The organism is Streptomyces doebereineriae (assembly GCF_031845645.1).
In the GTDB taxonomy this organism is placed as follows: Bacteria; Actinomycetota; Actinomycetes; order Streptomycetales; family Streptomycetaceae; genus Streptomyces; species Streptomyces canus.
The window spans coordinates 1-14,246 of record NZ_JAVREZ010000008.1 but is presented as its reverse complement, the minus strand read 5'-3'; the positions used below and the strand labels follow the sequence as shown (position 1 = coordinate 14,246).

General features: G+C 70.7%; 15 protein-coding genes and 2 pseudogenes. 7 read left to right on the top strand and 10 right to left on the bottom strand.

Annotated elements, in window-relative coordinates; all coding sequences use genetic code 11:
• Nucleotides 1-62: 62 nt before the first annotated feature.
• Both RNB18_RS23300 and RNB18_RS23295 read left to right on the top strand, forming a co-directional pair.
• Nucleotides 63-2,150, top strand: a complete 2,088-nt coding sequence (locus tag RNB18_RS23300; RefSeq protein WP_311716045.1) for a SpoIIE family protein phosphatase — start codon at nt 63-65, stop codon at nt 2,148-2,150.
• 31 nt (nt 2,151-2,181) lie between these two features.
• On the top strand, nt 2,182-3,045 hold the full coding sequence (locus RNB18_RS23295) for an Fpg/Nei family DNA glycosylase (protein ID WP_311716044.1): 864 nt from the start codon (nt 2,182-2,184) through the stop codon (nt 3,043-3,045).
• A gap of 10 nt (nt 3,046-3,055) precedes the next feature.
• Here the strand turns inward: RNB18_RS23295 and RNB18_RS23290 are convergent, their stop codons facing one another.
• From RNB18_RS23290 to RNB18_RS23280, 3 genes are all read right to left on the bottom strand, one after another.
• Nucleotides 3,056-3,709, bottom strand: a complete 654-nt coding sequence (locus RNB18_RS23290; RefSeq protein ID WP_311716043.1) for a zf-HC2 domain-containing protein — start codon at nt 3,707-3,709, stop codon at nt 3,056-3,058.
• 151 nt (nt 3,710-3,860) lie between these two features.
• Nucleotides 3,861-4,376 (bottom strand): hypothetical protein, encoded by a 516-nt coding sequence (locus RNB18_RS23285; RefSeq protein WP_057617981.1) that lies wholly within the window; start codon nt 4,374-4,376, stop codon nt 3,861-3,863.
• Nucleotides 4,377-4,512: 136 nt separating this feature from the next.
• Nucleotides 4,513-5,058: a sigma-70 family RNA polymerase sigma factor gene (locus RNB18_RS23280; RefSeq protein WP_057617982.1), complete on the bottom strand. Its 546-nt coding sequence runs from the start codon at nt 5,056-5,058 to the stop codon at nt 4,513-4,515.
• A gap of 222 nt (nt 5,059-5,280) precedes the next feature.
• Between RNB18_RS23280 and RNB18_RS23275 the strand changes: the two genes are divergently transcribed.
• Nucleotides 5,281-6,429 (top strand): CapA family protein, encoded by a 1,149-nt coding sequence (locus tag RNB18_RS23275; RefSeq protein WP_311716042.1) that lies wholly within the window; start codon nt 5,281-5,283, stop codon nt 6,427-6,429.
• Nucleotide 6,430: 1 nt separating this feature from the next.
• Here RNB18_RS23275 and RNB18_RS23270 read toward each other — a convergent pair whose 3' ends face one another.
• The gene (locus RNB18_RS23270) at nt 6,431-6,907 is read right to left on the bottom strand and encodes a MarR family winged helix-turn-helix transcriptional regulator (protein ID WP_311716041.1); all 477 of its coding nucleotides are present in this window, start codon (nt 6,905-6,907) and stop codon (nt 6,431-6,433) included.
• Nucleotides 6,908-6,979: 72 nt separating this feature from the next.
• Here RNB18_RS23270 and RNB18_RS23265 point away from each other — a divergent pair, with 72 nt between their 5' ends.
• Nucleotides 6,980-7,795, top strand: a complete 816-nt coding sequence (locus RNB18_RS23265) for an alpha/beta fold hydrolase (protein WP_311716040.1) — start codon at nt 6,980-6,982, stop codon at nt 7,793-7,795.
• 45 nt (nt 7,796-7,840) lie between these two features.
• On the opposite strand, the pseudogene RNB18_RS23260 reads toward RNB18_RS23265, so the two are convergent.
• A pseudogene (locus tag RNB18_RS23260) lies at nt 7,841-8,056 on the bottom strand (amino acid permease); the annotation flags it as partial.
• A 106-nt stretch (nt 8,057-8,162) separates the two neighbouring features.
• Here RNB18_RS23260 and RNB18_RS23255 point away from each other — a divergent pair.
• Nucleotides 8,163-9,218, top strand: a complete 1,056-nt coding sequence (locus RNB18_RS23255; RefSeq protein WP_311716039.1) for a 2-oxoglutarate and iron-dependent oxygenase domain-containing protein — start codon at nt 8,163-8,165, stop codon at nt 9,216-9,218.
• A gap of 12 nt (nt 9,219-9,230) precedes the next feature.
• On the opposite strand, the gene RNB18_RS23250 is transcribed toward RNB18_RS23255, so the two are convergent.
• The gene (locus RNB18_RS23250) at nt 9,231-9,692 is read right to left on the bottom strand and encodes a universal stress protein (protein ID WP_057617986.1); all 462 of its coding nucleotides are present in this window, start codon (nt 9,690-9,692) and stop codon (nt 9,231-9,233) included.
• Nucleotides 9,693-10,009: 317 nt separating this feature from the next.
• On the opposite strand from RNB18_RS23250, the gene RNB18_RS23245 reads away from it, so the two are divergent.
• Nucleotides 10,010-10,879 (top strand): polysaccharide deacetylase family protein, encoded by an 870-nt coding sequence (locus RNB18_RS23245; RefSeq protein ID WP_311716038.1) that lies wholly within the window; start codon nt 10,010-10,012, stop codon nt 10,877-10,879.
• Between the two features lie 30 nt (nt 10,880-10,909).
• Here RNB18_RS23245 and RNB18_RS23240 read toward each other — a convergent pair whose 3' ends face one another.
• Nucleotides 10,910-11,581: a class F sortase gene (locus tag RNB18_RS23240; RefSeq protein WP_311716037.1), complete on the bottom strand. Its 672-nt coding sequence runs from the start codon at nt 11,579-11,581 to the stop codon at nt 10,910-10,912.
• Between the two features lie 333 nt (nt 11,582-11,914).
• Between RNB18_RS23240 and RNB18_RS23235 the strand changes: the two genes are divergently transcribed.
• Nucleotides 11,915-12,406, top strand: coding sequence for a hypothetical protein (locus RNB18_RS23235; RefSeq protein ID WP_311716036.1), 492 nt, complete (start codon nt 11,915-11,917; stop codon nt 12,404-12,406).
• Nucleotides 12,407-12,509: 103 nt separating this feature from the next.
• Here the strand turns inward: RNB18_RS23235 and RNB18_RS23230 are convergent, their stop codons facing one another.
• The 3 genes and pseudogenes from RNB18_RS23230 to RNB18_RS23220 form a co-directional block, all read right to left on the bottom strand.
• Nucleotides 12,510-13,043 (bottom strand): hypothetical protein, encoded by a 534-nt coding sequence (locus RNB18_RS23230; protein WP_311716035.1) that lies wholly within the window; start codon nt 13,041-13,043, stop codon nt 12,510-12,512.
• A 206-nt stretch (nt 13,044-13,249) separates the two neighbouring features.
• Nucleotides 13,250-14,014 carry a bestrophin-like domain gene (locus tag RNB18_RS23225; RefSeq protein WP_311716034.1) on the bottom strand — a complete coding sequence of 255 codons (765 nt, stop codon included), beginning with the start codon at nt 14,012-14,014 and terminating at the stop codon, nt 13,250-13,252.
• 21 nt (nt 14,015-14,035) lie between these two features.
• Nucleotides 14,036-14,246, bottom strand: a pseudogene (locus RNB18_RS23220) (hypothetical protein); the annotation flags it as partial.

Genomic DNA, 14,246 nt, shown 5'->3' with positions numbered 1-14,246 from the left:
CGGCTTCGGAGCGCCCATGCCTCCGGGTCGAAGAATCGGACAAATCCTGGCAAGGTGGCCCCATGGTTGATCGGGGAGCGAGCGCCCTGTCACTCCCGGACGACTGGCCCGCCCACCCGGATCCGATCCTGGCGCTCAACCGTATGGGCAGCTTCGACTGGGACCTGGACAGCGGTCTGTTCCACATGGACGCCCAGGCCCACGAGGTCTTCGACCTGCGCCCCGACGAATTCGACGACAACCCCGTGAGCCTCGCCGGCCGGGTGCCGACGGTCGAGGCCCACCGCCTGGACGCCCTCGTCGCCCAGGCGATCAAGGACGGCAGCGAGAACTACGGCACCTACTTCCGCCTGCGTTGCCGCGACGGCAGCCTGCGCTGGACCCACACCCAGGGCTACATCCGCCGCGACGAGACGGGCCGCCCGCGGCGGATCATCGGCATCGTCCGCGACGCCACCCAGGAGATGGGCGAGCTGGAGGCCCGCCGGGAGCAGGCCGCACAGGACGAGGCCAGGCGCCGGCAGACCAACGTCGTCCAGCTCACCACGGCCGCCCTCGCCCACGCCCGGACCGTCCAGGACGTCATCGACGTCCTCAAGGACACCCACGGCCTCACCCACCTCGGCGCCACCAGCCTGGTCATGGGCCTGGTCGAGGCCGGCCGGATCCGGCTGATCGCCGAGGGCCCCGCGGGCAGCTTCGTGCCCGGCACCGACATCACCCGGATCGACGAGCCGTACCCGATGAGCGAGGCCGTGCGCACGCTCACCCCGCGCTTCATCGAGTCGCCGCAGGAATTCGCCGATCGCTACCCGATCCTGTGGCCGCACATCACCGACCTGAACATCACCTCCGCCGCCTACCTCCCGCTGATCGCCGAGGCCCGTCCGATCGGTGCGATGGGTCTGCTGTACAGCGACCGGTACGGCTTCACCCCCGAGGACCGCAACGTCCTGATCGCCCTCGGCAGCAGCATCGCCCAGAGCCTCCAGCGGGCCATGCTGTACGAACAGGAGAAGGACCTCGCCACCGGGCTCCAGCAGGCGATGCTGCCGCGCACCATCCCGAGCGTCCCCGGCGCCGACGTAGCCGTCCGCTACCGGGCCGCCAGCGCCGAAGGCTCGCTGGGCCGGGACATCGGCGGCGACTGGTACGACCTGATCCCGCTGCCCGGCGGCCGCGTCGGCGCGGTCATCGGAGACGTCCAGGGCCATGACACGCACGCCGCCGCCGTCATGGGCCAGCTGCGGATCGTCCTCAGGGCCTACGCGGCCGAGGGACACACGCCGGCCACCGTCATGGCCCGCGCCTCCGTGTTCCTCCACGAGCTCGACACCGACCGCTTCGCGACCTGCCTGTACGCCGAGGCCGACCTGTCCACCGGAGTCGTCCAGGTGGTCCGGGCGGGCCACATCGACCCGCTGGTCCGGCAGGCCGGGGGCAGCTGCCGCCGGGTGACCGTGGACGGGGGGCTGCCGCTCGGGCTGTCCGCCGAGTTCGGGCAGCTCGACTATCCCGTGGCCACCCTCGAACTCGACCCCGGGGACACCCTGCTGCTGTGCACCGACGGACTGGTCGAAGAGCCCGGCACCGACCTCGACGACGGCATGCAGACCCTCACGACCCTCATCACGGACGGCCCCACCGACGTGTGGGAGCTGGCCGACCGGCTCATCGACGTGGCCGAGGAACGCGCCGGCGACGACGACGTGGCGCTGCTCCTGCTGCTCCGCCGCGGCCTGGACGCCCAGCAGCCCGGCGGCCGCCTCCAGCAGCACGTGGCGCCCGGGGACCCCGAGGCCCTCACCCAGGCCCGGCACATGATCCGGGCCGCGGTCGGCGCCTGGGGCGCGCGGGAGCGCTCCGACGAGATCGAACTGGTTGCCGACGAGCTGATCACCAACGCCCTGATGCACACGGAGGGGGCCGCGATCGTCACCCTGCGGGTCCTGACCCGTTCCGACCGGCGGATGCGCGTCGAGGTCGAGGACTCCTCCAGCGCCCTGCCGCGCCGCCGGGAGGCGGGCGAGTCGGGGGTCTCGGGCCGGGGTCTGCTCCTGGTCGACCTGCTGAGCGATGTCTGGGGCGTGGAGGCGCGGGGCGGCGGGAAGTGCGTGTGGTGCGAGTTCGTCGTACGGGAGCGGACCTGACCACAGCGGCCCCCGGTGGCACTCTGGACGTATGCCGGAACTCCCCGAGGTGGAAGCGCTCAAGGACTTCCTGACCGAGAACCTGGTCGGCCACGAGATCGTGCGCGCACTGCCGGTGGCCATCAGCGTCCTGAAGACCTACGACCCGCCGCTCACCGCCGTCGAGGGCCGCGAGGTGATCGCCGTGCACCGCCACGGCAAGTTCCTCGACCTGGAGACGGACGGCGGCCCGCACTTCGTCACCCACCTGGCCCGCGCGGGCTGGCTGCACTGGAAGGACCGCCTCCCCGACGGCCCGCCCCGACCCGGCAAGGGACCCCTCGCGCTGCGCGTGGCCCTGGAGACCGGCGCGGGCTTCGACCTCACGGAGGCGGGCACCCAGAAGCGCCTGGCGGTGTACGTGGTTGCCGACCCGCACGAGGTCCCCGGCATCGCCCGCCTGGGCCCGGACCCGCTGGCAGAGGACTTCGACGGGGCGAGCTTCGCGGCCCTGCTGAACGGCGAACGCCGGCAGCTGAAGGGCGCCCTGCGCGACCAGACGCTCATCGCCGGCGTGGGCAACGCCTACAGCGACGAGATCCTGCACGCGGCGAGAATGTCCCCCTTCAAACTGGCCGCCTCCCTGACCCCCGAGGAGACGGAGGCCCTCTACCGGGCCCTGCGCACGACCCTCACCGAAGCGGTGGAACGCTCAAGAGGGGTGGCGGCGGGCCGCCTTAAGTCGGAGAAGAAGTCCGGCCTCCGCGTCCACGGCCGCACCGGTCAGCCCTGCCCGGTCTGCGGCGACACCATCCGGGAGGTCTCCTTCAGCGACTCCTCCCTCCAGTACTGCCCCACCTGCCAGACGGGCGGCAAACCATTGGCGGACCGGAGGTTGTCGCGACTGCTCAAGTGATCCGACGTGCTCAGCCGGGATCCAGCGTCACCAGATGCTCCCCGCCCGACGTCCTGACCTCGTAGCGGTCGATCTGGTCGGCGTGGAAGGTGGAACTGCCCATCATGGTGTTGTCGTCGGTGGCGTGCCCGGTGGCGTTCCAGCCGGTGACGGTCTCTTCCTTGCCGTCGCGGCTGACCGCGACGAGGTGACAGGCGCGGGGGCCGGACTCGTCCTTGACCTTCAGCTCCACCTGGGTGCCCCAGTCCTCGTCCTCGGTGGTGACCTGGGCCCACACGCCGGACCGGACGTCGGTTGCCTCGACACTGGTGGTCCCGCCCGGGTCGCCGCCCGCCGTCAGCGCGAGGGTGGAACCGCCCACCGCCAGGACCACCGAGGCGGCGACGGCGTACAACAGCCGCCTGCGGCGCGCCCGGTGACGCGTCGCGACCTCGCCGAGGAGGCGGTTGAGGAGCTGGGGGCCGGGCTGGGCCATCGGGTGCACGACGCGCGGAGTCGCCCGGCGGTAGAGCATCATCTGGCGGGTCACAGGACCGAACTCGGTCACGTGTGCCGCACACTTGGGGCACTCCATGAGGTGGTCCTCGAAGCGGAAGGCCTCCGCCTCATCCAGCACGCCGAGCGCGTACGCGCCGACGTCGCGATGCCTCTCCAAGGACCTCATGCGGAAACCTCGTGCCGTTGAGTGTGGGTGGGGTTACTGGTTGCTCCCACCGGTACGCACCAGCCCGCGGAATCACTCAAGGCATACACAGAATCGTGACCAAGGGATTCGGAGCGGTCGGACCCGCGGATTGGTCCGAATCGAAAGGAATCTAGAACAGGTGGATGGCGAGGTGGCCGAGGGGCAGACCGAGCTGCCAGGCCGGTGTCCACACCTTCGGACCCTCGTCCTCACCGACGCCCGCCCCGCCGCCCGGCACGGCGTTCAGATCGGGCGCGAGCAGCTCCGTCTCCTCCAGCCAGCGCCAGGCCGCCGCCGCGAGTTCGAGGTCCGGCGAGGGCTCGCCGGTGGCCACCGCCTCGGCGGTCAGCGCGGCCATCCGCTCGCACACCCAGTCCTGCCACGGCTGGTCGTACGCCGTCAGTGACAGCCAGTTCTCCAACTGGGAGACGACCTGGATGCCGGAAAGCTCTCCCTCGGTGTCGGCGAGAAAGACGGTCAGCGCCAGCGCGTCCCGCCCGGCCCGGAACTCGAAGGACGTCGGCGGCATCAGATCGCCGGAACGCAGCAGCTCGTCGGCGATGTACTCGGCGTACAACCAGGCCATGGGGACGAAGAGTTCGCCCCCGCCGGTGCCGTCCGTGCTCTCTTGACCTCTGTGCAGCATCCCTTCCTGCCTTCCTCCGGTGCGTGCGCGTCGCCCGTCGCCGGGACCCCAGTCCGGAACACGGATGAGGACAGCCGATTACTCAACCGGGGTCCTCAGCAAGGCGCTTTACGGAGGTTTGACTTTCCCATTGGTTTCACCGCAGGTCGGCCGCGTATCCCGGAAGCACCCGGCGCAGGGCCCGCAGCGCGTAGTACGCGCGGGACTTCACCGTACCGGGCGGAATTCCGAGGATTTCGGCGGCCTCCGCCACACTCGTCCCCTGGAAATACACCAGCACCAGGACTTCACGGTGCTCCGGAGTGAGTGTCTTCACAGCCTCGCGTACGTCGAGGGCGGCGGCCGCCCGTTCGGCGTGATCGGCGCACACCCGGGCGTTCTCCAGAACCGCGTCGCCGACCTCGGCGGGGCGTGCCTGCCGGGCCCGCCGTGCGTCGATCGCGAGCCGGCGTCCCACGGTCAGCAGCCAGGGCCGTACGGACTCGAAGGCATCGGCGCGCAGCGCCTCGGGATGCTGCCAGGCGCGCACGAGGGTCTCCTGCACCAGGTCCTCGGCGCGTTGCCGGTCGCCGTCACTGAGCCGGAGCAGGAGCGCGAAGAGGGGCCGGCCGTGCTCCCGCTGCAGTGCGGCGAGCTCGTGCTCGGCGGTCGTCCCGTTCGTGAGGGTGGTTCCGGCCGTCATGGCCGTATGGCACCTCAGCGCGGGGCCGGGGGACAGGGCACGCACAAGGATCTGCGGCGGACGGTCGATCGCGTCGACGAACGGTTCGGTGAACGGTCCGTTCCGCGTCCCCTTCCACGCCCCGTCCACCCCGGACGGGTCAAGAAGGCGCCCAGACCGTTTGCGGACACGGACAAGCTCATACCTATTCGTCAGCAAATATGACCACAGTGGGGTGAGCTGATGATTGCACGCAGACGGCAGGTTGCCCTGGCCCTCACGGCACTTCTCGCCGGGGGCGCCGCCTGCCAGGCGCACGACCACGAGACACCGGGGCGCCCGGCCCCGGTCGCCGCCGCACCGCGCGGCTTCACACTCGTCGCCTCCGGTGACGTCCTGCCGCACAGTTCGATCATCGACCGGGCGCGCTTCGACGGGGGCGGGGGCAGCTACGACTTCCGTCCGATGCTGGCCGGAATCCGATCCGTCGTCTCCCGTGCCGATCTGGCGCTGTGTCACATGGAGACCGTCTACGGCGCGAACGGCGACTACACCGGCTACCCGACCTTCAAGTCACCGCCCGAGGTGGCCCAGGGCCTTGCCGTCACCGGCTACGACGGCTGCTCCACCGCCTCCAACCACAGCCTCGACGACGGCTCCGGCGGCATCCGCCGCACCCTCGATGCCCTGGACCGCGCGGGCGTACGGCACGCCGGGTCGGCCCGCACGGAGGCCGAGGCGCGCACGGTCACCCTCCTGCGTGCCGGGTCGGCGAAGGTCGCCCATCTCGCCTACACCTATGACACCAACGGCTTCCCGCTGCCCCAGGGACAGCCCTGGGCGGTCGACCTGATGGACGAGAACAAGATCCTGGCGGACGCCCGGGCCGCCCGGAAGGCGGGCGCCGACGTGGTCGTCGTATCGCTGCACTGGGGCACCGAGTGGCAGGACGCGCCCGATGAGCAGCAGATGGCCCTCGCGCGCGATCTCACCGCCGCCCGCACCGGGGGGCGGCCCGACGTCGACCTGATCCTCGGCACCCACGCCCACGTCCCGCAGGCGTACGAGAAGGTCAACGGCACCTGGGTCGTCTACGGCATGGGCGACCAGATCGCCGGCGAGATGTTCAACCACGAGGGCGCCCAGGACCCGCGCGGCAACCAGTCCACCCTCGGCCGCTTCACGTTCGCCCCGCCCGCCCGGCCGGGTGAGCGCTGGCGGGTCACGAAGGCGGAGTTCGTGCCGCAGATGTTCGACGTGGACGCCGGCCGGGCGGTGAACCTCAACCAGGCGATCGCGCGGGGCGCCGATCTCGAGGGCGTACGCGACCGGATCCGGGAGGTGGTGCTGAGCCGGGGCGCGGCCAAGGACGGGCTGGCGATGGGGCAGTAGCTCACTCCACGTCCACGTGGTCGAAGGTCCGCAGCATCTCCTTCAACACACGTACGCACGCCCGGAGTTCGGCATCGGTCAGCTCGCCGTCGCCGACCTGCTGGTTCAGGGCGTGCTCGCGGGCGAGGATCGCGGTGATGACGGCCACGCCCTCGTCAGTGATCCGGATCAGCGAGGACCGCTGGTGGGCGGGGTTGGGCGTGGCCTCCGCCCAGCCCCGGTCCATCGCGTCATTGGCCATGCGCTGCACGAACTGCCGGGTCAGCGCCATGAGCCGACCCATCTGGGGAACCGTCATGGGCCCGTACCTGTGCAGCAGTACGAGGACGGAACGCACACCCACGGACACCCCCCCGGCCGCCTCGTCCTGCTCCAGTTTGCGCAGGCCGCGTCGGTAGAGCGCGCCGACGAGGTCGAACACCTCGCTGACCCGGTGGCCGAGATCGTCGGGGGGCAGTGGTTCGTCGATGTCGTTCACCCGCTCATCATGCACCGGTTCATCATGACAACCGGGTTGTCAAAGTCGCGGGAGGATGACACCTTGGTTGTCATGACAGTTGCTTCGGAGCTGAGCTTCTTCGCGTCCACCGACGGGGACATCGCCTACCTCGACACCGGAACCGGGGACCCCGTGGTCCTGCTGCACGCCGGCTACATCGACCACCGCCTCTTCGAGGCCCAGGTGCCGGTCCTCGCCGCCGGCCACCGCGTCATCGCCGTCGACATCCGCGGCCACGGCTGGACCGCCAACGCCACCAAGGCCTTCCGTTGGGCCGACGACCTCGCCGACCTGCTGCGCCACCTCGACGCGGGCCCCGCGGTCCTGGTCGGCGTCTCGATGGGCGGGGCCGTCGCCGGGGACACGGCGATCGAGTATCCGGAACTGGTCCGGGGGATCGTGATGAGCGGGGCCTCGGTCAGCGACTTCCAGTACACCCACGAGACGACCCGGCAGATCGTGGCCGAGTCCCAGCGGACCCTGCACTCGGGCGACATCGACGGCTGGCTGAAGGTGTTCCTCAAGTCCGTCGCGGGCCCCTTCCGCGAGGCCGACGAGACCGACCCGCGCATCCTGGACCACCTGCGCGAGATGGCCCTGCACACCATCTCCAAGCACACGCCGGGCGAACGGAACTGGCACGTCCCCATGACCGACACCTGGGCCCGAGTCCCGAAGATCGACGTCCCGGTCCTCACCGTCAACGGCACGCTCGACTCACCGGACCTGCTCGCCGACGCGGAACGCTTCGCCGACACCGCTCGGAACGGCCGCTCGGTGCTGGTGGAGGGCACCTCGCACTTCCCGAACCTGGAGAAGCCCGAGGAGTTCAACGCCATCGTGCTGGACTTCCTGCGCTCGCTCTGACGCCCCGCCGGCGCCGACCGCAGCGTGCTGCGCCTCCTGGGGGACACCCCCCAGGCCCGCGGTGCCCGCGCCGATGATGCCGCCTACGCCGATTGCGGTCGGCTGCCACAGTCCGGGCGACCGCTCCAGGTCCGGGCCCGCGTCGGCCTCCGTCTCCTCGATGCACTCGAACGGTTTGCGGCGGAGAATCCCCTCGCCCATACGGAGCCGGGCCGTGCGCCTCACCTCTTCGCGTACGGCAAACGGCTGACGGCTGATCATGGCGGCGATACGTGCTGGGGGCACGTGGACTGAACGGCTGTTCAGGAGGAGGGGGCCGGAGTAGTTTGCCGCGCAACCACAGCGCAGCGGTCTCGGAGTATCCGAAATGACCAGTGAGCCACACAGCCCCCTTCAGACCTTCCGGTTGCCCGCCGCCGTGCGCGGCACGCACAGCGACCGCGCACTCGGCCGGGCACTGGTCGCCGCCTGGCAGTCCGACGGCATCTTCCAGATCCGCGCCACCCGCACCCAACAGGAGGCGATGGAAAGGGCGTTGGCCGCGTCCAGGGCGTTCTGCCGCAGACCGCTGAACGAGAAGGCCCTCCATGTCTCGGACCTGAGCTACAGCGGTTACGTGGCCTCCGGCGAGGAGGAGACGGCCGGGGAGAGGGACGGCTCGGAGATCTTCACGGTGTGCCCCGACATCCCGGCGGACGACCCCCGCGTCATCGACCGGTGGCCCTGCCACGGACCCGTGCCCTGGCCCTCACCCAACTACGCCCGCGCCATGAAGGACTACATGAGGGTCGTCGGCGGGATCGGCGGGCGCCTGCTCCGGCTGACGGCACTGGGGCTCGGCCTCGACGACCCCGACCGCCTCACCCGGCTCACCACGGACGGCTGGCACCACATGCGCGTCCTGCGCTTCCCGCCCGCCGACGCCGCCTCGGAACGCGGCATCGGCGCCCACACCGACTACGGCCTGCTCGTCATCGCCGCCCAGGACGACGTCGGCGGCCTCCACGTCCGGCCGCCCGTCCCGGGAGAGGCACGCGGCCGCAACTGGCTGCCCGGCGAGTCCATGGCCGGCCGCTACGAACACGAGGAGCCCTGGACCTACGTCACCCCGGTCGCGGCCGTGTTCACCGTCTTCCCCGGCGACATCATGCAGTTCATGACCGGCGGTGCCCTTCTGTCGACCCCGCACAAGGTCCGCCTCGCCGCCCGCGAGCGCCACACCCTCGCCTATTTCCACGAACCGGCCTTCGACGCGGTGGCCCGCCCGCTCGACGCTCCGGACTCCGCCGAGTACATCCACTACGGCACCCACTTCACCCGGATGTTCATGCGCTGCTATCCCGAGCGCGTGACCACGGCCCGTATCGAGGCGGAGGGCCGGCTGAAGGTACTGGACCGGCTGCGCGAGGAGGCGCTCGCCTGACCTCGAACGGCCTTACGGCACCACGGTCACCGGCCACCGCCCCGCCTTGACCAGCCGCACCGCGACGGAACCGACAATCCGGTGGCCGGCCTGCTCCGAGGCTCCGACGACGACCGCGTCGGCCTTCAGCTCGTCCGCCGCCTTCGTCAGCCCGCTGTAGGGGTCGCCGCGGAAGGTGTGGAACTCCCAGCGCACATCGAATATCCCCTTGTTCTGCTCGGTCGCGTGCCGGATCTGGGCGACCAGGTCCTCGGCGATCTCGTCGGTCGTCTCGGCCACCGGCGCGCCGAGCGCGGCGCCCGAGGCGATCACCGGCTGGACGTACACGACGGCGAGCAGCGCGTGCTGCCGCCGGGCCAGACCGCCGGCGTATGCCGCGGCGCGGAGCGAGGAGTCGGAGCCGTCCACGCCGACGACGATGACCTTGGGCCCGTCCGTGCCCCGCTCGAACTGGTGCGCATGCTGTTCCGTCACGGCTGTGAGGCTATCGGAAGCCGCAGGTCCGGGCGGCATACGGGGCCCGTCGACATCGGTGCGCAAGTTTCGCGGAAAAAGGGCACCCGGAGGGGGGCCCGCGAGCGGGCCGGCACCGAAGCCCGCCGCCGCCCTCGGCTCCCGGCCTCGACGGAGGGGACGAGGCCGGGGCCGAAGCCGATTGCCCTCGCACGACATCGGCCTGACGCCTCGTCATGCCGCTCGGGCACGTCTGCACTGGGCCGGGCGGGTGTATTCGTGCCGCCACACCGGTGTTGCTGAGGTGCGTCGGAGCTCCGCCGGGCGACTGATGAGTCATGACGAAGGATCAGTTGCTCACACGGCTGTCGTCGACGGCCGCGGCGGTGCTCACCCGGCGTCGGGCCCTGCTGGCCGGCGCCGCCGCGGTCGGGGCGGCCGGCACGGCCGGAGTGCTCGCGGCGGTCACCGGCGAGAAGCCGGTCGGGCCGGCGCTCCCCGCCGCGGGCGCACCGGCCCACCGCGCGCTCAAGTCCTCGGCCTACCGCCTCCAGCCCTTGACCGGATACGGCCCGCCGCACGCCACCCGCCGCAAGACGCTGGTGCGCCACGAGCCGTTGCTGAAGGTTTCCGGACGCGGCAGGACCATGGTGCTGACCTTCGACGACGGACCCGACCCCCGCTACACCCCGCACATCCTGGACACACTGGCCGAGTACGACGTACGGGCGATGTTCTTCGTGTGCGGGGAGATGGCGGTCGACAACCAGGATCTGCTGGCCCGGATGTCCGACGAGGGACATGTCGTCGGCAACCACACCTGGTCCCACCCCCTGCTCACCCGGCTCACCCGCTCCCGCATCCGCTCCGAGATGGAACGCACCTGCGATGTGATCGAGGACGCCTACGGCGAGCGGCCCGAATGGTTCCGTGCTCCCTACGGCGCCTGGAACCGCGCCGCTTTCCAGCTCGGCGCCGAGCTCGGCATGGAACCCCTTGCCTGGACCGTCGACACCCTCGACTGGACCACCCCGGGCACCCGCCGCATCGTCGGCACGGTGGAGCACGGCGCCGCCCCCGGCGTCGTGGTGCTCTCGCACGACGCCGGGGGCGACCGCTCCCAGAGTGTCCGGGCGCTGCGCGACTATCTGCCGCAGCTCATCGATTCCGGCTATCACATCACCGTCCCGCGACGGCAGTACGTATAGCCGGAACGCGCCCGCCGGGTCGGGGAACGCTCAGCGAACCTCGACCAGGCGGGCGAAGGCGACGACGTTTCCGTCGTAGCCGTTGTTCTTGGAAAATCCGCCCCCGCAGGTGATGACCCGCAATTCGGGGGTCCCCTTGGAGCCGTAGACACGGTCTCCGGGGAAATTGTTCTTCTCGAAGACCTCGATGCCGTAGATCTCGAAGACGGCCGTCTTTCCGTCCTTGCGCCTGATCTCGACGCGATTTCCCTTCTTCAGGGCCCCGAGTGCGTAGAACACGGCGGGACCCTGCTTGTTGTCGACATGGCCGACGACGACCGCGGTGCCCTTCTCGCCGGGGGAGACCGCGCCGGTGAACCAGCCGGCCAGATTCGGGTCCTCCGGCGGCGGCGCGCCGACCCAGCCGTCCGAGTCCAGGCCGACCGGCAGCATCGGCGCGTCGACCCGGATCGCCGGGATGGAGACCCGGTCGGGCGCGGCGTACGGCAGGGGAGCGGGGGCGTTGCCGAAGGCGGAGCCGTGCACCCGGCTGTCCGCCGCGGCCGCCGACGCGGGCTGCGGGGGGCCGACGTCGAACTCCCCCGAACCGTTCCGAATGAGGGCGAGACCGGTCAGCAGAACAAGCGCTATCACGCCCCAGGGAGCGCGCTTCTTCCGCTGCTCCTCCTCTTCGGCCAGCCCGGCCAGCTCGGACGCAGACATTGACTTCCCCTCTCGACGCGGCCGTCGCCACGTCATTCGCGCATACGAGAACGCTAAGTCCCGCGCGCGAAACCGGCGACGGGGCGGCGGCGAACGGGTGGCACCCGGACGCGGGTGGTGCGCCATCCGAGTTGCCGTGAGCAGGAATTTTCTGACGGTCCGTGACCTGCGGAGATATCCGATTGTGCGCTTTTCGTTCGGCGTGTCCTTTCACCAGTACGGACCAGTGCCGAAATGCGGGCTTGCACACGGCATCTGAGGGTCTATCTGGGAGGCGTTTTCTCGCCGATACACCGGGGACCGTTCCCGGGGCGTCTCCTGCGGAGGATTCACATGCGTACTCATCGTGCCCTGGCGGCCGCCGGAGCCGCGGTCGCCGTGCTCGGACTCGCCGCCCCGGCGGCCGTCGCGCGGGACGGCATGAACCTGAGCCCCAGCAATGTCGTCGCCCTGCCCAACGTCATCGCCCGTGGCGGACAACTGACCATCACCGTCAACAACTGCACCGGCAACGCCACCGCGAGCTCGGACGCGTTCCGGACGATCAGGCTGAGGACCGGCGCCAACAACCTGGCGACGGGACGCGCCACGGTCAACCGGAACGCGGCCACGGGATCGCACAGCATCAGCGTCGTCTGCGGCAACGGCACCGTGATCAACCCCACGGCCTTCACCGTCATCGGCGGAGTCCGCGGCGGCCTCGGTGGCAGCAGCTCCGCCGGGGCCACCCCGACCGACGTGGCCATCGGTGGCGGTCTCGTGGCCCTGGCCGTCATCGGCGGCGGGGTGTTCTGGATGCGCCGGCGGACCGAGAAGCACATCTGATCTCCACCCCCTTCGGAGACTTCCGACCGCACGTGGCACAGGCCTTCGCCCCGGATTCCGAGAGGAACCACCGGGGCGGAGGTCTGCGCGCCGGGCAGAGCCGTCACGCGTCGTCCTCGCCCGGGCGACGACGGGAGAAGTAGTACGCCGCCCCGATCGACCCCGTGATCAGCGCGGCGCCCATGCCGAGCTCCTTGAGGTCGAACCCGGCGATGCTGGTGCCGCCCTCACCGGCGTGCACACCCCGGTCGGGGTGGAGCGGCACCGGTGTGGGACCGTCCGGGCGGCCGCCGGCGATGGTCACACTCGTGGACCCGCTCACGCCGTCGCAGGTGAACGTCACCCGGTACACCGCACCGGGTCTGGCGTCCCAGTCGACGACGGCCGTCGCATAACTCTTGTGCGGCGGGATGATGACGGTGTCGAGGACCGCCGACGTCACGGTCGCCGAGCCCCTGCAGCCGCCGTGGTTCCGTTCCAGCAGGAGTGCCACCTGTCCGCCCGCGGCGATGGTCGAGGGCAGGACGCTGAAACCGAAGGGCGTGATGTCGGTTTCCTTCGCCACGGCGGCCGGTGCGGTGAAGGTCAGGGCGGTCACGCCCAGCAGTGCGGCCGAGGCGACGCGTATCGCGCGCATGGTGGTTCCTCCGGTCCCCGAGGAGCAGCTGCGGACCTTTTCCGCCTTCGTCGGAAATGCACCTCGATGACCGAAACGCTAGGAACAGGTGTACGTCTGCGCGATCGCTGTCGCTCCGAATGGGGCACGCGTGTGGGCCGCTCGGGGGACGCCGGCGGTGTGTCGGACGCCGGACGTCCCCCGGATGTGCCCGCGGTGGGACGCCGTCAGTGCTTGATGTCCGGGAAGAGGGCGAAGAACGGCTCCGCCGACGCCGTGATGCCCCGGCTGTAGGGGGCGTCGAAGTCCCAGATCAGGAAGAGCAGGAAGGCGATCAGCGCGGAGAACAGGCCGGCCAGGATCAGCTCGCGTGGCGTACGCCGGATCTGCAGCGCGAAGACCATGCCGATGGTGACGACGCCGCCGCCCAGCAGACCGAACCAGACCACCCCCGGCATGGTGGGCTCGACCGAGTCCGCGCGGGCGTTGCGGGCCTGGTCCACGGCCGCCACCTGGTCGACGAGCGGCTGGTAGGCCTGGGCCTCGAAGTCGCTCTTCGGCTGGTAGGAGGTGACGTCCGTGCGGAGCCGGTCGAGGAGTTCGGTGCCGCGCCCGGTCATGCGGCGGTGGTCGGCCATCTCCTTCCACTCGGTCGTGACGACGTGTCCGACATAGGCGTTGACATCGTCCCGAATGCGGTCACGGGCGTCGGCCGGATAGACCTGGACCCGCTCCGAGATCTCGTGCAGCGCCTGGGCCTCCGCCTGGACGTGGTCCTGTGCGGAGCTGCGGGCCTCCCAGACGCCCGCGATGGCCAGACCCAGGACAATGGCGTACACCACCCCGATCCACATCGTCATGTACTCGATGACGTCCGGGGTCTCGCTGGGATCCTCGTCCACGGGTGCCGCCTTGTGGCGGATGAGCGTGATGGCGACCACCACGGCGCATGCGGCCAGCATCGCGAGGATGAGAACAAGCCATTCCGGCAAGGGATGCCTCCAGGATCGGCACTAGCGGGGCCGCAGGGCGGCCACGGCGACCACCGCGGGCGCGGTGATGAGCAGGACGTAGATCACGGGCGAGGTCGTGCTGTGCGTGGGCCGTTCGGGCGCCTTCGCGTGGTGGTAGGCCGGGTAGGTCACCGGGGCGGCGGTGGGGCCCGGGGCCGGCCTGGGCGGTGGCTTCCGCGTCGGGGCCGGGGTGGGAGCCGGTGTCGGGGTG